The sequence below is a fragment of the Vogesella amnigena genome, assembly GCF_042648905.1.
GTDB lineage: Bacteria > Pseudomonadota > Gammaproteobacteria > Burkholderiales > Chromobacteriaceae > Vogesella > Vogesella amnigena.
This window is the reverse complement of sequence record NZ_JBHRYH010000018.1, coordinates 158637-183012: the sequence shown is the minus strand read 5'-3', so window position 1 is coordinate 183012 and position 24376 is coordinate 158637. Positions and strand designations below refer to the sequence as shown.

Below are 24376 nucleotides of genomic sequence, written 5' to 3'. Positions count from 1 at the left end.
GATGTGATCCTGTAGTGCGTTCAAGCCCGGCTTGACCTCACTACAGGCCAGCACGGATAATCTCGCGTTTTTTCAAACGCTTAGCGCTGCTCGCCATACATGACCGCTGCACCCACCGCCTTGCCCTCGCGTCGCCTGTCCGTAGCCCCCATGCTGGACTGGACCGACCGCCACTACCGCTACTTCGCGCGCCTGATCACCCGCCATACCTGGCTGTACACCGAGATGGTGACCACCGGTGCGCTGCTGCATGGCGATGTTGGCCGCCACCTGCGCTACCACGAAGCGGAGCATCCGATCGCGCTGCAGCTGGGCGGCAGCGAGCCGGCCGAGCTGGCGCAGTGCGCGCGGCTGGCGCAGCAGTGGGGCTATGACGAGGTGAACCTGAACGTGGGTTGCCCGTCGGAGCGGGTGCAGAAGGGCGCGTTTGGCGCCTGCCTGATGGCCGAGCCGCAGCTGGTAGCCGATTGCGTGAAGGCGATGCGCGACGTGGTGGACATCGACGTGACGGTGAAGCACCGCATCGGTATCGACCAGATCGACAGCTACGATTACATGCGCGAGTTCGTGGATACCGTGGCCGAGGCCGGCTGCCGTACCTTCATCGTGCATGCGCGCAACGCCATCCTGAAGGGCCTGAGCCCGAAGGAAAACCGCGAGATTCCGCCGCTGAAGTACGACTACGTGTACCGATTGAAGCAGGAGCGCCCGGAGCTGGAGATCATCATCAATGGCGGCATCAAGACCAATGCCGAGATCGCCGGCCATCTGCAGCATGTGGATGGCGTGATGGTTGGCCGCGAGGCGTACCACAACCCCTATCTGATGGCGAGCTGGGATGCCGACTTCTACGGCGATGCCAGCCCGGTGCTCTCGCGCGGCAAGGTGGTGGAGGCGCTGCTGCCCTATGTGGCCGAGCGCCTGCAGGACGGCAGCAGCGTGCGCCACATCGCGCGCCACGTGCTGGGGCTGTTCCACGGCGAGCCTGGTGGCCGCCAGTGGCGGCGCCTGCTGTCCGATGCCAAGGCGCTGAAGGATGCGGACGAGCGCCTGTTTATCGAAGCCATGCTGGCCACCCAGGGCCAGCCGGTCTGATGATTTGGTAACATGGCGCCTTTCCCGCCCGGCCAGTCCGGGCGTTTTCACTGCCGGGGCCGTAAGGCGACCGGCGGGCTTGGAGCAAGCATGATTGAAAAACTGGTGCTGGCCAGCAATAACGCCGGCAAGTTGAAGGAATTCTCCGCGCTGCTGGCGCCGCTGGGTGTGGAAGTGATTCCGCAGGGGCAGCTGAACGTGCCGGAAAGCCCGGAGCCGCATGGCACTTTCCTGGAAAACGCGCTGGAAAAGGCGCGCCACGCCTGCCGCGTGACCGGCCTGCCGGCGCTGGCCGATGATTCCGGCATCTGTGTGGACGCGTTGGGCGGCAAGCCCGGTGTGCTGTCGGCACGCTATGCCGGCGAGCCGAAATCGGACGCGCGCAACAACGCGCAGCTGATCGCCGATCTGCAGGGCCAGGGCAACCGCCGCGCCTACTACTACTGCGTGCTGGTGCTGCTGCGCCATGCCGACGACCCGCAGCCGCTGGTGGCGGACGGCGCCTGGTATGGCGAGGTGGTGGACAGCGCGTCCGGTAATGGCGGCTTCGGCTACGACCCGCACTTCTGGCTGCCGGCGCATGGCTGCACCGTGGCCGATCTGCCTGCCGGCGTGAAGAACGGCATCAGCCATCGCGGCCAGGCCATGCAGGCGTTGCTGGCCAAGCTGCAGGTGCAGCTGGCATGAGCGTGATCGATCTGTCGGCGTTGAAGGGCGGGCTGAGAGAGCTGCCGCCACTGTCGCTGTACATCCATTTCCCGTGGTGCGTGAAGAAGTGCCCGTACTGCGACTTCAACTCGCATGAATTCCGCGCCGGCAGTATCCCCATTGCCAATGCGGCCAACACTGGTCGCAGCCGGGTGGGCGAGGGCTTCGACGAGATGGCCTATGTCGAAGCGCTGCTGCGCGACTTCGAATACAGCCTGCCGTCGATCTGGGGCCGGCCGATCAGCACCATCTTCATGGGCGGTGGCACGCCCAGCCTGTTCAGCCCGCAGGCGATGGATGCGCTGCTGGCCGGCATCCGCGCCCGTGTGCGGCTGCAGCCGGATGCCGAGATCACCATGGAGGCCAACCCCGGTACTTTCGAGCGTGAGCGCTTCCAGGGTTACCGCGATGCCGGCATCAACCGGCTGTCCATCGGTATCCAGAGCTTTCACCCGCGCCACCTGCAGGCTTTGGGCCGCATCCACGACGACGCCGAGGCGCGCCGCGCGGTGGAAACCGCGCTGACCTACTTCGATAACGTCAACCTCGACCTGATGTACGCACTGCCGCAGCAGACGCTGGCCGAGGCGCTGGCGGATCTCGACACCGCGCTGTCGTATGGTGTCAGCCATGTTTCCGCCTACCACCTCACCATCGAGCCGAACACGCTGTTCGCGGTGCAGCTGCCGCAGAACCTGCCGGACGACGAGCTCTCCGCCGATATGCAGGAGGCGATCGAGGCACGGCTGGAAGGCGCCGGTTTCGTGCATTACGAGACTTCCGCCTTTGCGCAGCCGGGGCGCTTCGCCCGTCACAACGTCAATTACTGGCAGTTTGGCGACTACGTCGGCATCGGTGCCGGCGCGCATGGCAAGATCAGCTCGCATGCAGGTATCGTGCGCGAGATGCGCTACAAGCAGCCAGCTGCCTATCTGCAGGCAGTGGCGGAAGGCAAGCCGGTGCAGAGCAGCCACAAGGTTGGCCGCAAGGACCTGCCGTTCGAATTCATGATGAACTTGCTGCGCCTTACCGGCGGTTTCGAGCTGCGACTGTTCAGCGAGCGCACCGGTTTGCCGGTATCCTGTATCCAATCGCAATTGCAGCAAGCGCGGGCGGAAGGGCTGATCGAACACGATCTCACCCATCTGCGGCCAACCCTGAAGGGCCAGCGCTTCCTGAATGACCTGTTAACCCTGTTCCTGCACGAAGACGGAGAAAACTGAAAATGGCTAAAGAGATCATCCACACCGACAAGGCCCCGGCAGCAATTGGCGCGTACTCCCAGGCTGTCAAAGCCGGCGATACCGTGTACCTGTCCGGCCAGATCCCGCTCGACCCGGTGACCATGACCGTGGTGGAAGGTGGCTTTGCCGCCGAGGCGCATCAGGTGTTCAAGAACCTGAAAGCCGTATGTGAGGCCGCTGGTGGCAGCCTGGACCAGATCGTGAAGCTGAATGCCTTTCTGACCGACCTGTCCAACTTCGCCACTTTCAACGAAGTGATGAGCCAGTACATGAGCCAGCCGTTCCCGGCCCGCGCCGCCATCGGCGTGGCCAGCCTGCCGAAGGGCGTGCAGGTGGAAGCCGACGCGGTAATGGTGCTGGGCAACTGATCACGCGATCATCCTGGTAATGAAAAGCGGCCATCTGGCCGCTTTTTTCATGCCAGCCGGAAACAGAGTGTTCGATAGCCCGGCAGTCTGGCCTGTCGTCAGGCAGTTACACTGGCAGGCATTACCTGGGAGCCCGTCATGATTGCCGAATCCACGTTGCTGTTGTTCCTGATGACCGTGCTGATGCTGTTCCTGTCGCCGGGGCCGAACATGGCGTTTCTGCTGTCGCATAGCGCCGCCATGGGGCCGAGCGGCGGTTATGCGGTGGCGCTGGGTATCGCGCTGGCCGATGCGGTGCTGACCGTGCTCACCGCCAGCGGCGTTACCGCCATGTTGGCCGCATGGCCGCCGATGTTCGACCTGCTGCGGCTGGCCGGTGCGGTGTACCTGGGGTGGCTGGCATGGCAAGCCTGGCGCAGCGGCGGCATGGCAGCACTGACCCAGGCGCCGCAGCGCAGCCATCGCCAGGTGGTGCGCATGGCCATGCTTAACAGCCTGCTCAACCCCAAGGCGTTGCTGTTCTTCATGGTGTTCCTGCCGCAGTTTGTGGAAGCTTCGCGTGGCGATGTGGCGCAGCAGGTGCTGTTGCTGGGCGTGATCCTGTCCGTAGTGGGGCTGTTGTTCAATATGGTGCTGGCGCACGGCAGCGGGGTGCTCGGGCGCAAGCTGGCGACGGCCCCGCAGTTTGCCCGCTGCCAGGGACGGGTGTTGGCGCTGGTGATGCTGGGACTGGCGCTGCGGCTGCTGCTGTTGCAGCGTCCCAGCGCGCCGTAATACAAAAGGCCACGCTATGCGTGGCCTTTTGCGTTGCGGCAAGACTGCGGGCGCGGATTTATTCTACGTTCTGGATCTGCTCGCGCATCTGTTCGATCAGTACTTTCAGCTCCACCGAGGCCTGGGTGGTGTCGGTGGATACCGACTTGGAGCCCAGGGTGTTGGCTTCGCGGTTCAGTTCCTGCATCAGGAAATCCAGGCGCTTGCCGACCTGGCCACCGGTTTTCAGGATGCGGCGCACTTCTGCCAGGTGGGTGGTGAGGCGTTCCATTTCCTCATCCACATCGATTTTCTGGGCGAATAGTGCAAATTCCTGCTTCAGGCGATCGTCATCGACATTGCCCAGCGCTTCTTGCAGGCGGATGGACAGCTTGCTGCGGTATGCTTCCAGGATCTGCGGCAGCTTGGGCTTGACGTTGCTGACGATGGTTTCCATGGCGCTGATGCGGTCCAGCAGGATATTGGCCAGTTTGTGGCCTTCGCGGCCACGGGTGGCGCGGAAGTCTTCAAGCACGGCGCCAAGGCCGTCGATACACAGTTGCTGCAGGGCTTCCGGCGGCAGCGAGTTGGACTTCAGCACGCCGGGCCAGCGCAGCAGCTCGCCCATGCCCAGGTCGCGGATGCCTGGGGCGATGCCGCGGACTTCCTCGCATACCGCCAGCAGGCGGCTGACGGTGTCGCGGTTCAGCTCCAGTTGCGGGGTGTCGTCGGCGGTCTGGTTCAGGCCGACGCGGCATTCCACCTTGCCACGGGTGACGCGGCCGGCGATCAGTTCGCGCAATTGCGGTTCGATGCTGCGCAGCTCTTCCGGCAGGCGCATCTGCACGTCAAGATAGCGGTGGTTGACCGCGCGCAGTTCGATGGAGATGAGGCCGCCCGGAAATTCGCGGGAGGTGGAGGCAAAGCCTGTCATGCTGAGAATCATGGGGGGCTCCATAATGGACAATTGGAAAGGATGGGCCCCGAATCGCAACCGTGATCCCGGGGCGGGCACACTATAACAATGGACAGAACACAATCCAAGTCACGCTCCCTGTCGGCCGGCAGCCGGCTGGAAGGCTATACCATCGTGCGGGTGCTCAGCTCCGGTGGCTTCAGCGAGGTCTATCTGGCGCTGGACGACCACGACCGCAAATATGCGATCAAGGAGTACCTGCCGCGCGACATGGTTGGCCGCAGCGATATCGGCGATGTCACCGTGCTGAACGAGCTGGACCGCGAGGTATTCAAGCTCGGGCTGAAGTGCTTCTTTGACGAAGCGCGCGTGCTGGCCACCATCCGTCACCCGAATGTGGTGCGGGTGAGTAATTTCTTCCGCGCCAACCAGACGGTGTACATGGTGATGGACTATGCCGATGGCCGCTCGCTGGCGCGCGAACTGGAGCTGGCCGGCGGGCGCATGCCCGAGGCACGGCTGCGCAAGCTGTTTGCCGAGCTGATCGCCGGGCTGGCGGAGGTGCACAAGCAGCAGCTGCTGCACCTGGATATCAAGCCCGGCAACATCTACCTGTGCCGTAACGGCGCGCCCATCCTGCTGGATTTCGGCACTGCCCGTCAGGCTGCCGGGCATGGGCACTCCGCTGCCATGATCACTCCAGGCTATGCGGCTCCCGAGCAATACCAGGCCAAGGGGCCGCTGGGGCCGTGGACCGACATCTATGGCCTGGGCGCCAGCATGTACCTGGCCATGGGCGGCGGGCGCCTGCCTGCGGCCAACGAGCGCCTGCGCCAGGATACCCTGCCGCCGGCCGCCACGGCGTTGGCCGGTCAGTATTCCCCGGCGCTGCTGCAACTGGTGGACCAGTGCCTGATGCTGGATCACACGGCCCGCCCGGCAAGCCTGGGTGAGGTGCGCGAGCGACTGCTGGCCAGTTACCCGGCAACGCCGCTTGCCCCCGCTGGCGGCCGTTTGCAGCGCTGGTTGTCGTGTCTGCTGGGGAGGCGCGCATCATGAAATTCGCCCTTGCTGCCGAATCGCGTGTTGGCGCACGCAGCTACAACGAAGACCGCATGGGGGTGATCTGGTCCGAGCATGCCCTGCTGTTGCTGGTGGCCGATGGCATGGGCGGCTGTGAATACGGCGAGGTGGCGGCGCAGATTGCCGTCGACGTGTTCATGGAAAACTTCCGCCGCTCCGCCCACCCGCGGCTGTTGCGGCCGATGGCCTTCCTGCAGCGCGTGGTGCAGGAGGCGCATGAGGCCATCCGCGCCCAGGCGCAGCAGAACCGGCTGCACGAGGTACCCAGCACCACGCTGGTGGCGGCGCTGGTGCAGGATGGCAAGCTGTATTCGCTGCATGCCGGCGATTCACGGCTGTATCTGCTGCAGGACAACCAGCTGCGGCTGCGCACGCATGATCACAGCCAGGTGCAGCGGCTGGTGGATCGTGGTCAGATCAGCGAAAAGGAAGCGCAGAGCTATCCGGGGCGCAACCATATCTACAGCTGCCTTGGCGGGGTGCTGAATCCGGAGCTGGACCTGATGGACGGGGTGGTGCTGCAGGGTAACGAAACACTGTTGCTGTGTTCAGATGGCCTGTGGGGGCCGATGCTGAACGAGGAAATCACCCGCATCTTTCATGGTCGCGAGCCGCAGCTGGTGTTGCCGGCGCTGATGAACGTGGCGGAGCGGCGCGCCGGCGAGAGCTGTGACAATCTCACCGGCATCGCGGTGACACTGCTGGCGGAGCAGGATTTCATCGCCGGCCGTGCCGGCTATATCGATAGCAGCCGGGTATCGCTGGCCGGCTTCGAGCAGATACCGGCGCCGCATCTGGAGCGCTAGCAGGCTAGAATGGCAGTCTTTTGATCCGGAGATACCCCATGCGAGCTGACAACCGCCCCGCCGACGCCCTGCGCCAGGTCCGCCTTACCCGCAACTACACCAAGCATGCCGAAGGCTCGGTACTGGTGGAGTTCGGCGATACCAAGGTGATCTGTACCGCTTCGGTGGAAGAGTCGGTGCCGCCGTTCCTGAAAGGCAAGGGCCAGGGCTGGGTGACGGCGGAATACGGCATGCTGCCACGCTCCACCGGCAGCCGCATGCGCCGCGAGGCTGCCAGCGGCAAGCAATCCGGCCGTACCCAGGAAATCCAGCGCCTGATCGGCCGCAGCCTGCGCGCGGTGATCGACCTGGAGAAACTCGGCGAGCGTCAGATCCAGATCGATTGCGACGTGATCCAGGCCGATGGCGGCACCCGTACCGCCAGCATTACCGGTGCCTACGTGGCGCTGGCCGATGCCATCGACAAGCTGCTGGCTGCCGGCAAACTGGCGGCCAACCCGCTGCGCGACCAGGTGGCGGCGGTGTCGGTGGGCATCGTGGATGGCGTGCCGCTGCTGGATCTGGATTACGTGGAGGATTCCGGCTGCGAGACCGATATGAACGTGGTGATGACCGGTGTCGGCCACTTCGTGGAAGTGCAGGGTACCGCCGAAGGTGTGGCGTTCAGCCGCGCGGAAATGAACCAGCTGCTGGATCTGGCGGAAAAGGGCATTGCCGAGCTGCAGCAGCTGCAGCGCGCGGCACGCGACAACTGAGGCTGGGTTTACCTGCTGTAATGAAAAATGGGCGCCGAGGCGCCCATTTGTGTTTCGCGGCAGTCAGTGATTACTTGGCTGCGGAAGCGGCTTTCTTGTCGGCTTTCTTGGCCTTGATCACTTTCTTGGCAGCTTTCTTTTCTACTTTCTTGGCCGGAGCAGCGGCAGCAGCAGCAGAAGCAGCCGGCTTGGTAGCGGCAAAGCCGGAGGAAGCAGCAACGGCAAAGGCCAGGCCAGCGGCGATCAGAGTCAGCTTTTTCATGGTGAAATCCCGAGTAAGTTTTGGAGAGCAGGCGTCATCAGGTGACGACTGGGTGCCATCATAGGCAGCCTGAATGGCGCCGTCTGTTAGGGTTTGTTGGCGGATGTAACCGCTTGTTGCGCTGGCCAGCACAGGCTGATGGCGGCGCCGCCCAGCGGGCTGTCGGCAATCTCCACCCGTCCCTGGTGGGCAAGCATGATCTGCTGCACGATGGCCAGGCCCAGCCCGTGGCCACCCTCGGCGCGGTCGCGGCTGGGGTCCAGCCGTACAAACGGTTCCAGCACCCGCTGCCGGTCCGCCACCGGAATGCCGGGGCCATCGTCTTCCACGCAGAATACCTGCAGGCCATCCTTGAGCTGCAGCGTGATGCGCAGCTGCTGGCGTGCGTAGCGGCTGGCATTGCCGATCAGGTTGTCCATCGCCCGGGCCAGCAGCACGCTGTCACCATGCACCGCGCTGGTTGCCAGCTGCAGGCTGCAGCGCAGCTGCGGCTGCAAGGTGCCAAGGTCGTCGATGCGCTGTTCCAGCCAGGCATCGGCTTCCAGGCGCTGCCATTGCAGCGGCAGGTCCGGTCGCGACAGGCGGGCATGCAGCAGCAGTTCGTCGATCAGCGCACCGACGCTGTCCAGGTCCCGCTCGATGCCGGCATGGGTGGGGTCGTCGGCATCCAGTTCCAGCATGGCCAGCCGGTAGCGCAGCCGCGCCAGCGGGGTACGCAGCTCGTGGGCCACGGCATTGATCAGCGTCTGCTTGCTCTCCAGCAGCCGCTCCACATTGCTGGCCATCCGGTTGAAGCCGCGTGCCAGCGGCTGCAGGCCGGAGCGTGCCGGCAGCTGCACCCGCGCCGAGAACTTGCCCTCGCTCAGGGCCTTGGCGCCTCGCTCCAGCTGCACCAGCTGGTTCCAGTGCGGGCGCATCCACAGCAGCACCGGTATCGCCAGCGACAGGCCGATCAGCGTCAGGAGCGCATAGTCGAACCACTTCAGTTCATGCAGGAACACCAGGTAGCTCATCGGGCCGGCTACCAGCGCATAGGGCGAATCCGCCACCCGCAGCAGGAACACGTAATCGTCTTCCAGCATCACGATATCGCCGCCCTGCAGGGCGCGCAGGGTTGCCTGATCGATGGGCAGCTCGTTCAGGCGCTGCATGGAGACATTGAAACCCAGGTCGTGATCCAGCTTGCTCAGCGCCTGTGGCCATTGCGCTTCCGGGGTGTCGCGCAGCTTCAGCTCGATCAGGTTGAGCGAGGTTTTCAGCAGGTCGGCCAGCGCGCGGTCGCCGGTTTTCTCCGCCACCTCCTTGTACACCAGACCGGCCAGCGTTACCGCCAGCAGAAAGCTGAAGATCAGCAGCAGGTAGAACTGGATGAACAGCTTGCGCATGGTTACCAGTCTACCGGCGAGAACAGGTAGCCCTTGTTGCGCACGGTCTTGATGCGCGCCGGCGCTGCCGGGTCATCCCCCAGCTTCTTGCGCAGCCGGGAGACGGCAATATCGATGCTGCGGTCCAGGCCGTCGTAGCTCAGGCCGCGCATCACGCGCAGCAGGGTGTCGCGGTCCTGTACTTCGCCGGCATGGCTGGCCAGCTGCCACAGCAGGTCGAAATCGGTGGTGGACAGCGCGATGCGCTGGCCGTCCAGCTGCACGTCACGGCTGCGGCCGTCGATGCGCAGCATGCCGAATACCAGTTGCTGTGGGCTGTCCGGTTCCTGGCTGCCGTTCTGGCGCTGCTCGTGCTGGCGCAACTGGGCGCGCAGCCGTGCGGCCAACACTGCCGGCGGGGTGGTTTTCAGCACGTAGTCGTTGGCGCCCAGCTCCAGGCCCAGGATCTGGTTGATGTCGCTGTCCAGCGAGGTAAGCATCACGATGGGGCCGGCAAAGTTCGGGCGCAGCTCGCGACACAGGGTCAGGCCGTCCTTGCCGGGCAGCATGATGTCCAGCAGCAGCAGGTCCGGCTGCTCGCGCACCAGGGCGGCGGCGGCGGTATCGCCACGCGGCTCGATCACCACTTCCAGATCATGGCGGGCCAGAAACCCCTGCATCAGCCCCGCCAGCTCGGCATCGTCTTCGACAAACAGGATCTTGTGTGTCATGGGCGGACTCCCGGTAAAAACGGCAGTATTACCCTGCCGCTATCCGGCGGGCAAGGCGCGTTCTGTTACAAAATGAAATGCCCCTGTGCCGGGGCACAAGGGCATTGCGGGCGGTGATGAACGTGGTGCCGCTCAGTCGTGTGCCGGGTGACCGTGGCGGTCGGCGTAGGCGTTGAGCGATACCACGCGGGTCTTGCCGATGCGGTGACGATAGATTTCGCGCAGGTAGCAGATCGCCTTGAACACATGCTGGCGGCCCAGGCGGATATCGTTGATCGACACGAACTTCTTCGGATCGCGGATCAGCTCGCGGTATTTCTTTTCGTACATCGGCTTGATGGCGAACCAGTTGGTATCCAGGATCTTGGCCGGGTTCTCGTATTCATCCAGCAGCTCTTCCAGCATGGATTCATCGAAATGTTCGGCTGTGATCATGTCCAGGATCGCGTTGTCCAGCGCGTCGTCGTAGCGGTAGTTGCCACGGGCGAAGCAGCGCTTGATGAAGGCCACGATCAGGGTCAGGAAGTCGTCGCTCAGGCATGGGCTCTTGGCTACCAGCGTGGTCAGCGACAGGTTGGCCGAAGCACCGATCACCAGCGCGTAGCGCTTGAGCGTGGTGCCGGGGAACAGGCCGTTCAGGTGCTGCTTCAGGCGGTTCAGGTCCATGTAGGACAGCTTGTAGCCCTTGGGCAGCGACAGGATGGCCACTACCGACGAACAATTGCGGAAGAAGAACAGCTCGTTCAGCTTGGCAGGGTTGTAGCCGGATTCCTTGTACTCGGCCAGCGCGGCGCGGTAGCGGTCGGACTCGATCGGCAGCAGGCTGATGCCCTCGATCGCCTGGGTCACCTGGTTGAAGTGCGGCAGGTCGATGGAGCGGAAGAACAGGTCGTCGATATCGAACTTGTTGCTGCTGTTCACATCCAGCGGGTCGCCCACTACCGATTCGGCGTAGGCCACTGCTACCGGGCCGGCCAGGCTCATGAACAGATCGTTGGCATCCAGGCGGATGGTCTCGCCGATGTCGATGCCGGCACGGTGGAAGTAGTTTTCGTCGTAGTCGGTGGTGACCGCCTGCGCGGTGAGAATGTTGAAGATCTGCTGCGAGATGTACTGGTTGGCGTGGCGCTCCATGGCGTTCACGTCCAGATCGTCGATGCTGCCCTTATCGGTTTCCTCGGCGTAACGCATGATGTCGTTGGAGATCAGCATCATGGCGTTCCACGGGCGGATGCGGCGCATCACGCTTTCGGCGCCGGCTTCCTCGTTGTCGAAGTTGTAGGAGAAGTCCCACTCTTCCGACAGGTATTTGCACAGCAGGCGGCCGGCGTTGATGTGCAGCGCTTCCGAGCCTTCCACATGGTGGCCGGAGATGTTCGGCAGGATGCAGATGCCGCTGGTGAAGATCGGCTCGAACACGAAGCCCTGCTCGTCCACGCTGGCGCCCTCGGCCTCGTTGCGGGTCTCGAAGGTCTTGCTCATGTAGGCGTATTGCTGCGCCAGGCCGAATTCGCTGGCCATGCCAGAGCCGGTACCGCCGCCGGCACTGAAGATGTAGAAATACAGCCGCGACTGGTTGGCGCGAATGCCGCAGGAGTCGATCAGGTAGGCGTGGATCAGCTTCCAGTCTTCGTCGGAGAAGCTCTGGGTGTCCTTGTTGAGGATGATCTTGGCCAGGTACTGGCCCAGGATCGGCGCGTTACCGGCACCGCCGGCATGCACCTCGGCCAGATCCATGATGCGCATCTTGCTGTAATCGTTGAGGAAGCTGCCGCCCTGGTCGCCACGGCGCGAGTAGCGGATGCGGCCCTTGATGTCCTTGTCCAGGTCGCCCAGCATCACCATCGGCTCGATCAGGAATGCCGGCTTCTGCTCCTTCTGCGGCGACAGCAGCGTGCGCTTGATCCAGCGGCGCGGGCGGAAATCCTGCTCCACGCTGGGCTTTTCGTCATTGCCGAATTCGTTCAGGTAGAACTTGCGCGCGTTGTACACCAGGGTGGCCACGTCCAGCGCGATATTGGAACCGCAACGCCCCAGACCGATCAGGCATACCGACGGAAACGGGCGGTCATAACTGTCCAGCCCCTCGTCCTGGCCGGCGGCGAAGGCTTCGCGACGCAGGGTGTCCAGGTGGGTGAGGATGCGGGTCATGTCGCGCTCGGTGTAGTACTGGTAGCGCTGGTTGGGCTGCCGGTCCGGCACCGGGTGCAACAGGCGCGGGGTAGGCGCCTGAGCTTGCGGTTGCGGGTCGTTGTCGATCGAATTGTCTGGCGCGTTGTCTGGCGTGGTCTGCATGGAATCCCCTTCACGGTGTTATGCAACCGTCAGGTTTTAATACAGCAATATTTAAAGTGATCTTTATACCATCAGTTGCCGCCGCTGCCGCCTGGCCACAGGTAACAATTTTTGACAAACCTTGCCCTGCATGTGGTTTTTTCATACACAGCAAGGCCGGCAGCACCGTGCCGGGGCTGCTGCCATTGCCACGCGGCTACCTCGTGGCCACTCGGCCACCATGCCGTCAACGCTGAAAAATGTCTTCGGCATGCGCTGGGCTTAGTGGCCCAGCGTGGCAGCCAGCGGGCCATACTCGGCCAGGATGGTGTCGATTTGCTGGCTGTCCTGCGGTTCCAGCCCGTCGCGCAGCGCGTTCAGCTGGTCGCGGGCGTGGCGTGCGCTGCGCAGCACGTCCGGATTGGGCTGCGGCTGGCCCAGCTCATGGCTGATGATGGCGGTGTAGTGGCTGATCAGGACGCCCAGGATGTCGCTGGCCTGGCGGTAGCGGTGATTGCCCAGTGGAGCGGAGGTGGACATGGTACGGCTTCCACGATGACTGCTGATACCTTCACCATGGCAGCAGGCAGGGTGTGGCGCCAGCTGACATTTGCCCACGGTGCTGCCCGGGCCCGGAGGTTGGCCGCAGCCTGTCGCTGGTGTGTAAACTGCAGGCATCCCTTTTACTCGCCGCCTGCCTGGCCCCATGGAAAAGAAGTTCACCCTAGACCGCATCGATCTGAAAATCCTCGCCGTGCTGCAGCAGGACGGGCGCATTTCCTGCCAGAAGCTGTCGGAGCAGGTCAACCTGACGCCACGGCCGTGCCTAGAACGGGTACGCCGGCTGGAGAAGGCCGGCATCATCAAGGGCTATACCGCCATCGTGGACATGCCGCAGCCGCAGCATGCGATCGTGATCCTGGCCGAGGTGGCGCTGGCGGATCACGTGATGTCGCAACAGGCGTTCACCCGCGAGCTGCAGAATACGCCGGAGGTGCTGGACAGCTGGCTGGTGAGCGGCAATTTCGATTTCCTGGTGCGTATCGGCTGCCGCGACATGAACCAGTACCGCGAGCTGGCGGAGCGCTGGCTGAGCAGCAGCAGTTTCAAGATCAACCGCATTCTCACCACCACCGAACTGCAGGTCATCAAACGGCAGCGGCCAGCCCTGCCGGAGGCAGATGGCTGACTGCTGGTGTGCGTGGCTTGCCTAGTGCTGGCGCGGGCGCAGAAACGCCAGCCAGCGGCGCTCCGCACCCATGAACAGGTACAGCAGCGCAAAGGTGCAGCACAGGTACAGTGCCGCCGCCATCAGGAAGGGAAAGAACGGCGAATAAGTGTTGGCATACAGCGCCCGTGCCACGCCGGTCATGTCCAGCAGCGTCACGGTGGACGACAGCGCGGTGGCATGCAGCAGGAACACCATTTCATTGCTGAATACCGGAATCACCCGCCGCAGCGCGCCGGGCAGCACGATGCGGCGCACCAGCTGCCAGCGCGACATGCCATAGGCCTCGGCGGCGATGATCTCCTCGCGCGGGTAGGTTTCCAGCGCGCCGGACAGAATCTCCAGCCCGTAGGCGGCGGTATTCAGCACATAGGCCAGCACCGCGCAGAAGCTGGCATCGCGGAACAGCAGCCAGAAGCCGTTTTCGTTCTGCCAGCCCTCCTGCACCAGCTGGAACTGCGACAGCCCGTAGTAGAGCAGCATCAGCTGCAGGAACAGCGGCGTGCCGCGGAAAAAGTAGCTGAAGGCGCGAACCGGCCAGGCCAGCAGCGGGTGGCCGTACACCTTCAGCAGCGCCAGCGCGATGGCCAGCGCCACGCCGAATACCGCCGACAGCAGGAACAGCTTGGCAGTGACCACCAGGCCGGTGAGCTGGCTGCCATCCGACCACAGGAAGGCCGGCAGTGCATTGAGAATCTCTTCCATACAGGCTCCCGGATCAGTAGCTGGCACGGCGCGCCAGCCAGCGCACCACGCCGCCGGAGCTGGCCGTGATCAGCAGGTAGATCACGCAGATCACGAAATAGAACAGGAACGGCTTTTCGGTGGCACGCCCGGCCTGTTCCGCCAGCCACACCATGTCCTCCAGCCCGATCAGCGATACCAGCGCCGCCGATTTCATCAGCGCCAGCCAGTTGTTGTTGATGCCGGGCAGCGCGTAACGCAGCATCTGCGGGAACAGAATGGCGCGGAACACCCGCCACGGCCCCATGCCATAGGCCACCCCGGCCTCCAGCTGCCCCTTGGGCACCGCCATGAAGGCGCCGCGGAAGGTTTCGGTGTAGTAGGCGCCGTAGATGAAGGCGATGGTCAGCACACCGGCAAGAAACTTGTTGAACTCCACATGCGGCAGGCCGACGCTTTGCAGCAGCTGGTTGAAGCACCACTCGCCGCCAAAGAACAGCAGCAGCATCAGCACCAGTTCCGGAATGCCGCGAATCACCGTGGTGTAGGTAGTGGATACCAGCCGCAGCCATGGCGGGCCGAACAGCTTCATCGACGCATTGGCCAGGCCAATCAGCAGCGCCAGCAGCAGCGACAGCAGGGCCACCTGCAGGCTCAGCAGCGCGCCTTTCAGCAGCAGGGGCAGGTACTCGGAGAGCATGGCTGGCTCCTCAGGCAACAAGCGGCCGCCGGCGCGCAGGGTTGGCCGCGCGCGCCGGCTGGCGGCATCAGTTGTAGATATCGAACGCGAAGTACTGCTTGCGGATGCGCTCGTAGCTGCCGTTGCCACGGATGGCGGTCAGCGCGCGGTTGATGGCCGCCTTCAGCTCGGCATCGTTCTTGCGCACTGCAATGGCGATCGGCGTGCTCTCGCCCAGCTTGTTGCCGGCAAAGGCAAAGTTCTTGCCACGCTCGGTGTTCAGAAAGCTGGCCGCCGCCTGGATATTGTCCTGCAGCGCGGCGTCGATGCGGCCGGAAGCCAGATCCAGGTACACATTGTCCTGGTTGCCGTAGGTGGTGATCTTCACGCCCTTGCCGGCCCACAGTTTCTTGGCCAGTGCCTCGTGGATGGAGCCGGACTGCACACCCACCGTCTTGCCGGCCAGGCTTTGCACCGTTGGCTGCAGCTTGCTGTTCTTGCGTGCCACCAGCTGCGGCGCCGATGCGTAGTACTTGTCGGTGAACGCCACTTCCTTCAGCCGCTCCGGGGTGATGTTGAGCGAGGCGATGATGGCGTCGTACTTGTTGGCGTTCAGCGCGGCAATCATGCTGTCGAACGGCTGCTTCACGAATACGCAGCGCGCCTTCAGCTCGGCGCACACCGCCTTGGCGATGTCCGGGTCGAAGCCGGTGATCTCGCCGCTGGGCGACAGCACGTCGAACGGCGGGTAGCCGCCATCCACGCCCCAGCGGATTTCCTTGATGCCGGCGGCGCAGGCCTGGCTGGCGGCCAGGCCCACTACGCTTGCCAGTGCCAATGTCTTGATGGTCTTGTTCATGATGTGTCTCCTCCGTTTGGCCCGGCTCAGAAGCGCAGCGACATGCAGGTCAGGCCGCCGTCCATCTTGCGGATCTCGCTGGTGTCGGTCTCGATAATGGGCAGGCCCAGGGTCTTCAGCTTCTTCAGCGTGTCCGGGTAGCCGCTGGGGGTGATCAGCGTGTCGTTGATCCACAGCGTGTTGCCGGCGTATTCCTCTTCCTTGGCCAGCACGATCTGGTTGAAGCCGCGGAAGGCCGGGTGGTCCACGCTGTCTTCCGACAGGATCACGGTGTTGCGGCCAACGTAGTTGACGATGGATTTCAGGTGCAGGCCGGCGCCGACTTCGATGGCGGTAACGCTGTAGCCGAACTTCTCCACCGCGGCGGCAAATTCGCGGATGCCGGCTTCGTCGGTGCGGCTGGTCAGGCCAATGAAGAACTGCTTGTCGATCATCAGCACATCACCGCCATCCATGTGGGCGTTGCTGCTCATGCGCACGGTGTGGCGGAAGCGCGATACCACCGGCGCGATGGTTTCCACCTCGCCACGGCGCGACGGCGCGCCCGGATGGGTGATGATGGCCAGCTCCGGCATCATTACCGCGGTGTCTTCCACGAAGTGGGAATCGGGGTAGTCCGGTTCTGCCGGCAGGGTGGTCACGGTCAGGCCCAGGCCCAGCAGGATGTCCACATAGTTGCGGAACTGCTGGCGGGTGAGTTCCGCATCCGGCGCGCCGATGTTGGAGGTGGTCAGGCCGCTGGCCACGGAGTCGGCCGGCAGGCGGGTAATGGCATGGGTGAAGTACATGTGATCTTGGCTCCCAGGTTGGCTGCGGCTGGCGCAGCGGCGGTCCGGCTCGCTGAGTTTGTCTGCCGGTGTGAAGGTCATTCTAGGGAGCGCTCCGCCGGCGCTTGGGTCGTATCCGGCTGTGCCCGCAGCCGGTTGCGGCTGATTTGCGCCCCGGTGGCAGCCGGAATCGGCGCCGCATTGCAGCAATATGCCGCTGGCTTGATGTGGCGGCGGGTGCTTGCGCCGCGGCGGCAACAGGAGGATGATTTATCCGAGTAATTTAGTCGGATATTTGCCATGCCGGACATCACTACCGCGCCTGCCCTGGCGCAAAATGACAAGTTCACCATCGAGCGCATCAACTGGCTGCGGCATTGGAACGACAAGCTGCTGAGCTTCCGCCTGACGCGGCCGGAAGGATTCCGTTTTACTCCCGGGCAGTTCGTGCGGCTGGGGCATGCTTTGCCGGATGGCGGCCAGGTATGGCGTGCCTACTCCATGGTGTCGGCACCGTGGGACGACTACCTGGAGTTCTATTCCATCGTGGTGCCTGGCGGGCAGTTCACCAGCCGGCTGGCGCAGCTGGGCGAGGGCGATTCGGTACTGCTGGAGCGCAAGGCCATCGGCTTCTTTACCGCCGACCGCCTGCCGGATGGCGAGCAGCTGTGGTTGCTGGCCACCGGTACCGGCCTGGCGCCGTATCTGTCCATCCTGCAGCAGGAAGACGTGTGGCAGCGCTTCGAACACATCGTGCTGGTGCACTGCGTGCGCGAAACCGGTGAACTGGCCTACCGCGACGAGATTGCCGCGCTGCGCGACCATCCGCTGCATGGCGATGCCTATGCCCACAAGCTGCAGTACCTGCCGGTGGTGACGCGCGAGCAGCTGCCAGGCTGCCTGCATGCACGCATCCCGGCGCTACTGGCCAGCGGCGAGCTGGCCGCTGCTGCCGGCCTGGCCATCAGCCCGGAGGCTTCGCGCTTCATGATCTGCGGCAACCCGCGCATGGTGAAGGACACCTACGCCCAGTTGCAGCAGCTGGGCTGCCGGCTGGCCAGGTTGGCCGCACCGGGGCAGGTGGTGCTGGAAAACGGCTGGTAGGCGCTACTCACTGGTGAAGGGCACCTCGAAAAGCCCGGATTTCTAAGCGAGACAAGGCGCGAATAAAAAATTCCGACGCGGCATATGGGGGATATGTAAGGAGGAATTTTTTGTGAGCAACGCAGTAGCGCGACGAAAGCTGGCGCTTTTCGTGGTGTCCGGAATTTGTATAGATAAATATGTTCGAAGCCGGTGCTGGAGTGGCGCCGGCGATTTTGTTAAAGTGCCATTCGTTTTATTGATTAACCAATCAATAGCTTTAAGGAATAAACAAGATGAAGAAAACCCTGCTCGCGCTGTCGCTGCTTGGCCTCACCGCTCACACCTTCGCCGCCGATCTGCTGGAAACCGTACAGCAGCGCGGTACCCTGAAGATCGCCCTGGAAGGCACCTACCCGCCGTTCAACTTCAAGGATAAGGACCAGAAGCTGACCGGTTTCGAAGTGGAACTGGGCACGGCGCTGGCCAAGAAGCTGAAGCTGAAGCCGGAATTCATCACCGGCGAATGGAGCGGCCTGCTGGCCGGCCTGCAGGGCGGCAAGTTCGACGTGGTGCTGAACCAGGTTTCCATTACCGACAAGCGCAAGGAAGTGTTCGACTTCTCCGTGCCGTACACCATCTCCAGCGCGCAGCTGATCGTGCGCAAGGATGAGAAGCGCAACTTCAAGAGCCTGGCCGACCTCGCCGGCAAGAAAATGGGTGTGACCCAGGGCAGCAACTACGCCGAGATGGTGAAGGCACAGGGTGGCATCGAGTCCAAGTTCTACCCGTCCGCGCCGGAAATCCTGCAAGACCTGTCGCTGGGCCGCATCGATGCCGCCGTCAACGACAGCCTGCTGATTCCGTTCGCACTGAAAGAAGCCAAGCTGCCGCTGAAGGCCGGCGCACCGGTAGGTGGTACCACCTCGATGGGTATCCCGTTCGCCAAGGGCAACCCCAAGTTCAAGACCGCTATCGACGGCGCGCTGACCTCGCTGTACAAGGATGGCAGCTTCAAGAAGATTTCCGTGAAGTGGTTCGGCATCGACGTGTCCAAGGCACCGGCTGCACGTTAAAATCGGCAGCCTGACGGCTGACCAGGTGCTTCGCCCTGATGCTGCCGGACCCGGCACCGCCGGGCCGCTCCAGCCTGGTGCGAGCATCGGCAGCCTGCCTGATTGATAAAACAAAGCCCTCTCGCGCTGCGAAAGGGCTTTGTCTACACTGTCACGCCTCCGCATGGCGCGGAGGCGTTTTCATTTGCAGACCCGACGAGAGACGGGCAAGGAGACCACATGGACTGGCTACAACTGGCCAAAGATGCAATGCCGGTGCTGATCCAGGGCGCCGGCCTGACCCTGTTCTTTGCCATCATTGCCATGGTTCTGGGCCTGGTGCTGGGCTTTGTGGTGGCATTGGCACGGGTGGCGCGCATTCCGCTGCTGTCGCAACTGATGGCGTTCTACGTCAGCGCCATGCGCGGCACGCCGCTGCTGGTGCAAATCTTCGTGATCTACTACGGCCTGCCGTCGGTAGGGATTGAATTCGAGCCGGTAACCGCCGGCGTGCTGGCGCTGACACTGAACGTGGCCGCCTACCTGTCGGAAAGCCTGCGCGGCGCCATTGCCGGCGTGGATCGCGGCCAGTGGGATGCCGCGCTGTCGCTTGGCCTGTCCTGGTGGCAGGGCATGCGCTTCGTGGTGGCGCCGCAGGCGCTGCGCCTGGCGGTACCCAGCCTGGCCAACAGCCTGATTTCGCTGATCAAGGACACCTCGCTGGTGTCGGTGATTACCGTGTCCGAGCTGATGATGACCACCAAGGACCTGATCGCGCAGACCTTCCAGCCGCTGCCCTTGTACCTGATGGCCGCTGCCATCTACTGGGTGCTGAGCGCGCTGTTCGAGCAGGTGCAGAAGCGGGTAGAGGTCAAACTGCAGCGCGCGTACCAGCGTTGATTTGCGCTTGCGGCCAACGTTGGCCGCAGGCCGTAGGGTGGGCAAAGCATAGCGTGCCCACCAGAAATACCTTGCCGGTGGGCACGGCTGCGCCTTTGCCCACCCTACAAATGGTTGTGGCCTCGTATCGGCCGCAAGCCACCGACTACGGAGTTGCCGATGAAATTCGCCACCAAGGCCGTCCATGCCGGCTACGACTACCACGGCCACCAGCGCGCGCTGATGCCGCCGATCTACCAGACCTCCGCCTTCGCGCACGACGAAGTGGGCGAGCAGCTGGATTTCGCCTACTCGCGCACCGGCACGCCGACGCGTGCGGTGCTGGAAGCCAATCTGGCGGCACTGGAAGACGCCGCGCACGGCATGGCGTTTGCCAGCGGCATGGCGGCGGTGGACGCGGTGCTGCGCGCCACGCTGCAGCCGGGTGACGAAGTCATCGCCGTGGCCGACCTGTACGGCGGTGCCTACCGCATCCTCACCAGGGTGATGGCGGCGCAGGGTATCAAGATCACTTTTGCCGACCTGACCGATGCGGCCAACCTTGCCCCGCTGATCGGCAGCAATACCAAACTGCTGTGGCTGGAATCGCCTACCAACCCGCTGCTGAACCTGGTGGATATTGCCGCGCTGTCGGCCATCGCCCATCAGCACGGCGTGAAAGTGGCGGTGGACAGCACCTTCGCCACCCCCTACCTGCAGAACCCGCTGCAACTGGGCGCCGACATCGTGGTGCATTCCGCCACCAAGTACCTGGGCGGCCATTCCGACGTGCTGCTGGGGCTGGTGGCGGTGAGCGATGCCGAGCTGTACAAGGCGATCAAGTTCATCCAGAACGCCGCCGGTGCGGTGCCGGGGCCGCAGGACTGTTTCCTGACCCTGCGCGGCATCAAGACCCTGGCGCTGCGCATGGAGCGTCACTGTGATAACGCCGAGAAGGTGGCTGCCTTCCTGCAGAACCATCCGGCGATCGAAAAGGTGTTCTACCCCGGCCTGCCGGAACACCCGGGGCACGAACTGGCCAAGCGGCAGATGCGCCGTTTCGGCGGCATCGTCACCGTGTACCTGAAAGACAATAGCCGCGCTGCCGCCAGCCGCATTGCCGGCAAGCTGCAGCTGTTCATGCTGGCCGAGTCGCTGGGCGGGGTGGAGTCGCTGGTCAACCACAGCTACACCATGTCGCACGGCGGCATGCCGCCGGAGCAGAAAGCGGCGCTGGGCATCCGCGACGGCCAGCTGCGGCTGTCCATCGGCGTGGAAGACATCGACGATATCCTGGCCGACCTGGCGCAGGCGCTGACGGACTGAGCGGCTTCCCCGGATGCGCTGCGCTTATCCGGGCTACCTTGTCTGAGCCGACTTGCAACTTGTAGCCCGGATAAGCCGCAGGCGCATCCGGGAATGTCTTGCCGGTCGGTGACTTCCCTAGTGCGTTGTGCTGATCCGGGAGCTGTTGGCAGGGCTTGCGCCTTCCCCGGATGCGCTGTGCTTATCCGGGCTACGGTGGCGCCACGCAAAGCAGAAGGCCACGCCCAATGGGCGTGGCCTTCTGCTTTGTGGTTGCGGCCAACCTTGGCCGCACGCTGCTTACTTGAACATCGCCGCGTTGGCGTCGATGGCTGCCAGCGCGCACTGTTCGTCCAGGTTGCCGCCCGGTGCACCGCCGATGCCGATGGCACCGATCACTTCATTACCAACTTTCAGCGGTACGCCGCCGCCCAGCAGCAGGAAGCCCGGAATATCGGTAAGGTTGGCCGCCCCCGGATTCTTCTGCGCGTTTTCCATCATCGCCAGGGTAGGGGCCTTGGCGGAGGCGGAGGTAAAAGCCTTGGCCTGGCTGGCGGCAATGGTGTGCGGGCCGGCATTGTCGGCGCGGGCGAAGGCTTTCAGGTTGCCGGCGCGATCCACCACGCTCACCCCCACATTCCAGCCCTTGGCCTGGCATTGCGCCACGGCATCGGTGGCCAGCTTTTGGGCATCGGCCAGCGAGATATTGCGTTCGGTCAGCGGGGCGGCCTGGGCCAGGGTGGCGGTGGCGAGCAGCAGGGCGGTGCAGGTGGTGCGGATCATGGTGAAGCTCCTGTTCGTTGTGGTGCGAGGGATGACTGCATGTTAGGCAATCCTCTGCCGCGGCAACATTCGGTTGATTACGCCGCTGCCTCCGTAGTGCTACGGAGGGGGCTGGCTGCATGGCCGGGCGGTAGGGCGGAAACCCCGCTCACGGGGTGTTCCGCCGCTAGCTGGCGGGATGGGCGAATGGGGTGGAGTGGCGGAACAACCGGTGGGATCGGGTTTCCGCCCTGCCAACGTAGCTTGGTGACTAGCGTAGCGAGGCCCAACGCTCACTGTGTTGTTTTGGTGGAGCGGGTATGGAATCCGCTGCGCGGATGATGATCTTGATGCCGGTTTCGCCCGGCGGACGAGGAAGGGGCCGACCGCCGGCCCCTTTCCAATCCCCGGCTCCCCGGGGCTGCTCGAAACCCCGGGCAAAATGGCACGCCCCAGGCGACGCCGAACTCGCCCCTCGCTAACGGCTCGGGACTCAGACAGATCGGCGTCTTAACACCTGGGGCGCCCCCTTTTGCCCGGCTCGCGCCAACGGGTTTGGGGCGCGTCGTTACCGTTTTAGTCTAATGTTGGCCGCAGGCTTGTTTGCAGCGGTATCTGGACGCCCTTGGCCTGTCAGATGCCCTCCGCCAGCAGCACCAGGTAGTGGCGGATCAGCTGCGCCAGGGTGTCCACCTCCAGCTTGGCGAACACATTGGCGCGGTAGGTTTCCACCGTGCGTGGCGACAGCGCCAGCTCGCGGGCGATTTCCTTGTTGCTCAGACCGTCGGCGATGCGCTGCAGCACGTCCAGCTCGCGGCCGGACAGCCGTGCCAGTTTCTGCCGTGCGGCCAACGTTGCCGCCTGGCGCTCGCGGCTGGCGATGTGCTGGCGTACCGCCTTCTGCACCGCGTCCAGCAGCACGTCGTCGTCCACCGGCTTTTGCAGGAATTCCACCGCACCGCTCTTGAACGCGCGCCGGCACAGGTCCACGTTGCCGTGGCCGGTGAGCATGATCACCGGCAGGTCGCTGGCAGCCAGCTGGTCCAGTACGTCCAGCCCGCTCATGCCGGGCATGCGGATGTCCAGCAGCAGGCAGCCGATGGCGCCGCGGTCATGCTCGGCGAGAAAGGCCTGCGGGTCGGCAAAGCCCTGGCTGCGCAGGCCGACGCTGCGCAGTAGCAGCGCCAGCGCGTCGCGCACCGCGTCGTCGTCGTCCAGCAGGTAGATCAGCGGCGATTGCCGGTCGGTGCTCATGTTTGCTCCTCTGCCAGTGGCAGGCTCAGGGTGAAGCAGGCGCCGCCGGCCGGCAGGTTGGCCGCGGTGAGCTGGCCGTGCATGCCGTGCGCCAGGGTTTCGCTCAGGCTCAGCCCCAGCCCCATGCCGCCTTCGCGGGTGGTGAAAAAGGGCTGGAACAGCCGTGGCAGTACCTCGGGCGGAATGCCGGGGCCATCGTCGCTTACCGTCAGCCAGTAACGGTTGCCCAGCGCCTCGCCACGCAGGCGGATGTGGCCGCCACGGCTGCCCAGCGCCTCGGCGGCGTTCTGTACCAGGTTGTGCAGAATCTGCTCCAGTGCCACCGGCTCGGCCTGCAGCCGTGCTGCCGGGCTGGCGTTGTCCCAACTGAGCGCGATCCTGCGGCTGGCCAGCTCGTCGTGGCGCAGCACCAGCAGCGATTCCAGCAAGGGTTGCGGGTCCAGCGCCGTGCAGCCGCCGCCGGGCTGGGTCACCATGGCGCGCAGGCGGCCAACGATGTCGGCGGCACGGCGGGCCTGGGCGGCACTGGTCTGCAGTGCCTGGCGTACCGTGTCGCGTTCATCTTCGTCGTCCAGCATGCGTTCGGCGGCGCGTACATTGGCGAGGATGGCGGTGAGCGGCTGGTTCAATTCGTGGGCGATGCCGGCGGCCATTTCGCCCAGTGTGCCCAGCCGGTTGAGGTTGGCCAGCCGCGCCTGCTCCTGCGCCTGATGCCGTTGTGCGCGTACCTGCAGCCGGGCGCGGGTCAGGCCCAGCAGCAGTGCCAGCAGCGCGGACAGCGCCAGCCACTGCCCCCATGGCCACTCGGCCGGGGTCAGCACCCGGCGGCTGTGAAAGGCGAACGGCTGGCTGGCGGCCGGCAGCCGTTTGTCTACCGCCAGCAGCCAGCCCCAGGGTGCCGGCTGCGGCTGGCGCGCCAGCAGTGCCAGTTCGCCGCCAGGCAGGTCCAGGCTGATGCGCGCCAGCGCCGGTGGCCAGTCGCTGCCGGCCAGCAGGCGGTGGGCGTCGATCAGCAGGCTCCAGCCGGAGGCATCCACCAGCCAGTAGCTGCCGCCACCTGCCGGCAGGGTCTGGGCACTGCGTAGTTGCGCGGCGTGGTGGAGGGCGGCGGAGAGACCGGCTGGCTCCGGCGCGCTGCCTTGCCAGCGGCCGGCCTGCCAGCGACCGATGGCCAGCAGTTGTGGCAGGGCCGGTTGCAGACCGGCCAGCAGGCGCTCGGCGGCGGGGGGCGTTTCCAGCTGGGCCAGCGTGGCCAGCACCGCATCGTGTTGCACGGTTTTCTGGCTCAGCAGGCGGTGGGCAATGCTGCTGTCCTGCAGGAAGCGCTCCTGCTGCTCGCGCAGTGCGCGGTAGCCCAGCAAGGCGCTGCCCAGCAGGCTGGCCAGCAGCCAGTAGCACACGGTCTGTCGCAGGGTGGGTATCTTCATTGCGGCATTATCGCAGCCCGGTGTTGCTGCCGGTC

At 64.3% G+C, this 24376-nt stretch carries 26 protein-coding genes; 13 read left to right on the top strand and 13 right to left on the bottom strand.

What is annotated here, in order from left to right; all coding sequences use genetic code 11:
- Positions 1-99 precede the first annotated feature (99 nt).
- From dusA to ACFOKJ_RS09365, 5 genes are all read left to right on the top strand, one after another.
- Positions 100-1095 (top strand): tRNA dihydrouridine(20/20a) synthase DusA, encoded by a 996-nt coding sequence (gene dusA, locus ACFOKJ_RS09385; protein ID WP_390278940.1) that lies wholly within the window; start codon positions 100-102, stop codon positions 1093-1095.
- A 90-nt stretch (positions 1096-1185) separates the two neighbouring features.
- A complete protein-coding gene (gene rdgB / locus ACFOKJ_RS09380) occupies positions 1186-1782 on the top strand; it encodes an RdgB/HAM1 family non-canonical purine NTP pyrophosphatase (protein ID WP_390278939.1) in 597 nt (198 codons plus the stop codon).
- Positions 1779-3026, top strand: a complete 1248-nt coding sequence (hemW, locus tag ACFOKJ_RS09375) for a radical SAM family heme chaperone HemW (RefSeq protein ID WP_390278937.1) — start codon at positions 1779-1781, stop codon at positions 3024-3026. The genes rdgB and hemW overlap by 4 nt, the downstream gene beginning before the upstream one ends.
- A gap of 2 nt (positions 3027-3028) precedes the next feature.
- Positions 3029-3415: a RidA family protein gene (locus ACFOKJ_RS09370; RefSeq protein WP_174875914.1), complete on the top strand. Its 387-nt coding sequence runs from the start codon at positions 3029-3031 to the stop codon at positions 3413-3415.
- A 138-nt stretch (positions 3416-3553) separates the two neighbouring features.
- Positions 3554-4189: a LysE family translocator gene (locus ACFOKJ_RS09365; RefSeq protein WP_390278935.1), complete on the top strand. Its 636-nt coding sequence runs from the start codon at positions 3554-3556 to the stop codon at positions 4187-4189.
- Between the two features lie 58 nt (positions 4190-4247).
- Here ACFOKJ_RS09365 and ACFOKJ_RS09360 read toward each other — a convergent pair whose 3' ends face one another.
- Complete coding sequence (locus tag ACFOKJ_RS09360; RefSeq protein WP_390278933.1) at positions 4248-5114, bottom strand: YicC/YloC family endoribonuclease; 867 nt, start codon at positions 5112-5114, stop codon at positions 4248-4250.
- A gap of 78 nt (positions 5115-5192) precedes the next feature.
- On the opposite strand from ACFOKJ_RS09360, the gene ACFOKJ_RS09355 reads away from it, so the two are divergent.
- Genes ACFOKJ_RS09355 through rph form a run of 3 tightly spaced genes read left to right on the top strand, consistent with a single transcriptional unit; the run spans position 5193 to position 7728 of the window.
- On the top strand, positions 5193-6143 hold the full coding sequence (locus ACFOKJ_RS09355; RefSeq protein WP_390278931.1) for a serine/threonine-protein kinase: 951 nt from the start codon (positions 5193-5195) through the stop codon (positions 6141-6143).
- Entirely contained in the window at positions 6140-6973 is an 834-nt protein-coding gene (locus ACFOKJ_RS09350; RefSeq protein WP_390278929.1) for a PP2C family protein-serine/threonine phosphatase, read from the top strand. The genes ACFOKJ_RS09355 and ACFOKJ_RS09350 overlap by 4 nt, the downstream gene beginning before the upstream one ends.
- Before the next feature lie 38 nt (positions 6974-7011).
- A complete protein-coding gene (gene rph / locus ACFOKJ_RS09345) occupies positions 7012-7728 on the top strand; it encodes a ribonuclease PH (RefSeq protein ID WP_390278927.1) in 717 nt (238 codons plus the stop codon).
- A 70-nt stretch (positions 7729-7798) separates the two neighbouring features.
- On the opposite strand, the gene ACFOKJ_RS09340 is transcribed toward rph, so the two are convergent.
- The 5 genes from ACFOKJ_RS09340 to ACFOKJ_RS09320 all read right to left on the bottom strand — a co-directional run bounded on the left by ACFOKJ_RS09340 (position 7799) and on the right by ACFOKJ_RS09320 (position 12899).
- Positions 7799-7990, bottom strand: coding sequence for a hypothetical protein (locus tag ACFOKJ_RS09340; protein ID WP_390278925.1), 192 nt, complete (start codon positions 7988-7990; stop codon positions 7799-7801).
- An 86-nt stretch (positions 7991-8076) separates the two neighbouring features.
- Complete coding sequence (gene rstB / locus ACFOKJ_RS09335; RefSeq protein WP_390278923.1) at positions 8077-9375, bottom strand: two-component system sensor histidine kinase RstB; 1299 nt, start codon at positions 9373-9375, stop codon at positions 8077-8079.
- A 2-nt stretch (positions 9376-9377) separates the two neighbouring features.
- Positions 9378-10085 (bottom strand): two-component system response regulator RstA, encoded by a 708-nt coding sequence (rstA, locus tag ACFOKJ_RS09330; RefSeq protein ID WP_390278921.1) that lies wholly within the window; start codon positions 10083-10085, stop codon positions 9378-9380.
- Between the two features lie 132 nt (positions 10086-10217).
- Positions 10218-12380: a hypothetical protein gene (locus ACFOKJ_RS09325; RefSeq protein WP_390278919.1), complete on the bottom strand. Its 2163-nt coding sequence runs from the start codon at positions 12378-12380 to the stop codon at positions 10218-10220.
- 261 nt (positions 12381-12641) lie between these two features.
- Positions 12642-12899, bottom strand: coding sequence for a hypothetical protein (locus tag ACFOKJ_RS09320; RefSeq protein ID WP_390278917.1), 258 nt, complete (start codon positions 12897-12899; stop codon positions 12642-12644).
- Between the two features lie 166 nt (positions 12900-13065).
- Here ACFOKJ_RS09320 and ACFOKJ_RS09315 point away from each other — a divergent pair, with 166 nt between their 5' ends.
- The gene (locus ACFOKJ_RS09315) at positions 13066-13548 is read left to right on the top strand and encodes an Lrp/AsnC family transcriptional regulator (protein WP_390278915.1); all 483 of its coding nucleotides are present in this window, start codon (positions 13066-13068) and stop codon (positions 13546-13548) included.
- A gap of 21 nt (positions 13549-13569) precedes the next feature.
- Here ACFOKJ_RS09315 and ACFOKJ_RS09310 read toward each other — a convergent pair whose 3' ends face one another.
- The 4 genes from ACFOKJ_RS09310 to ACFOKJ_RS09295 form a co-directional block, all read right to left on the bottom strand.
- Positions 13570-14292 carry an ABC transporter permease gene (locus ACFOKJ_RS09310; protein ID WP_390278913.1) on the bottom strand — a complete coding sequence of 241 codons (723 nt, stop codon included), beginning with the start codon at positions 14290-14292 and terminating at the stop codon, positions 13570-13572.
- 13 nt (positions 14293-14305) lie between these two features.
- On the bottom strand, positions 14306-14971 hold the full coding sequence (locus tag ACFOKJ_RS09305) for an ABC transporter permease (protein WP_390278911.1): 666 nt from the start codon (positions 14969-14971) through the stop codon (positions 14306-14308).
- Positions 14972-15038: 67 nt separating this feature from the next.
- Complete coding sequence (locus ACFOKJ_RS09300; RefSeq protein ID WP_390278909.1) at positions 15039-15809, bottom strand: transporter substrate-binding domain-containing protein; 771 nt, start codon at positions 15807-15809, stop codon at positions 15039-15041.
- 26 nt (positions 15810-15835) lie between these two features.
- Positions 15836-16597, bottom strand: coding sequence for a dimethylarginine dimethylaminohydrolase family protein (locus ACFOKJ_RS09295; RefSeq protein ID WP_390278908.1), 762 nt, complete (start codon positions 16595-16597; stop codon positions 15836-15838).
- A 279-nt stretch (positions 16598-16876) separates the two neighbouring features.
- On the opposite strand from ACFOKJ_RS09295, the gene ACFOKJ_RS09290 reads away from it, so the two are divergent.
- The 4 genes from ACFOKJ_RS09290 (at position 16877) to ACFOKJ_RS09275 (ending at position 20919) form a co-directional block, all read left to right on the top strand.
- On the top strand, positions 16877-17680 hold the full coding sequence (locus tag ACFOKJ_RS09290) for a ferredoxin--NADP reductase (protein ID WP_390278906.1): 804 nt from the start codon (positions 16877-16879) through the stop codon (positions 17678-17680).
- Between the two features lie 275 nt (positions 17681-17955).
- A complete protein-coding gene (locus ACFOKJ_RS09285; RefSeq protein ID WP_390278904.1) occupies positions 17956-18735 on the top strand; it encodes a transporter substrate-binding domain-containing protein in 780 nt (259 codons plus the stop codon).
- Between the two features lie 219 nt (positions 18736-18954).
- On the top strand, positions 18955-19614 hold the full coding sequence (locus ACFOKJ_RS09280; protein ID WP_390278903.1) for an amino acid ABC transporter permease: 660 nt from the start codon (positions 18955-18957) through the stop codon (positions 19612-19614).
- Positions 19615-19773: 159 nt separating this feature from the next.
- Positions 19774-20919 (top strand): trans-sulfuration enzyme family protein, encoded by a 1146-nt coding sequence (locus ACFOKJ_RS09275; protein WP_390278901.1) that lies wholly within the window; start codon positions 19774-19776, stop codon positions 20917-20919.
- 279 nt (positions 20920-21198) lie between these two features.
- On the opposite strand, the gene ACFOKJ_RS09270 is transcribed toward ACFOKJ_RS09275, so the two are convergent.
- The 3 genes from ACFOKJ_RS09270 to ACFOKJ_RS09260 form a co-directional block, all read right to left on the bottom strand.
- A complete protein-coding gene (locus ACFOKJ_RS09270; RefSeq protein WP_390278900.1) occupies positions 21199-21681 on the bottom strand; it encodes a GlcG/HbpS family heme-binding protein in 483 nt (160 codons plus the stop codon).
- Between the two features lie 612 nt (positions 21682-22293).
- Positions 22294-22914 (bottom strand): response regulator transcription factor, encoded by a 621-nt coding sequence (locus ACFOKJ_RS09265; RefSeq protein WP_390278898.1) that lies wholly within the window; start codon positions 22912-22914, stop codon positions 22294-22296.
- Positions 22911-24341 carry a sensor histidine kinase gene (locus ACFOKJ_RS09260; protein WP_390278896.1) on the bottom strand — a complete coding sequence of 477 codons (1431 nt, stop codon included), beginning with the start codon at positions 24339-24341 and terminating at the stop codon, positions 22911-22913. The genes ACFOKJ_RS09265 and ACFOKJ_RS09260 overlap by 4 nt, the downstream gene beginning before the upstream one ends.
- Positions 24342-24376 lie beyond the last annotated feature (35 nt).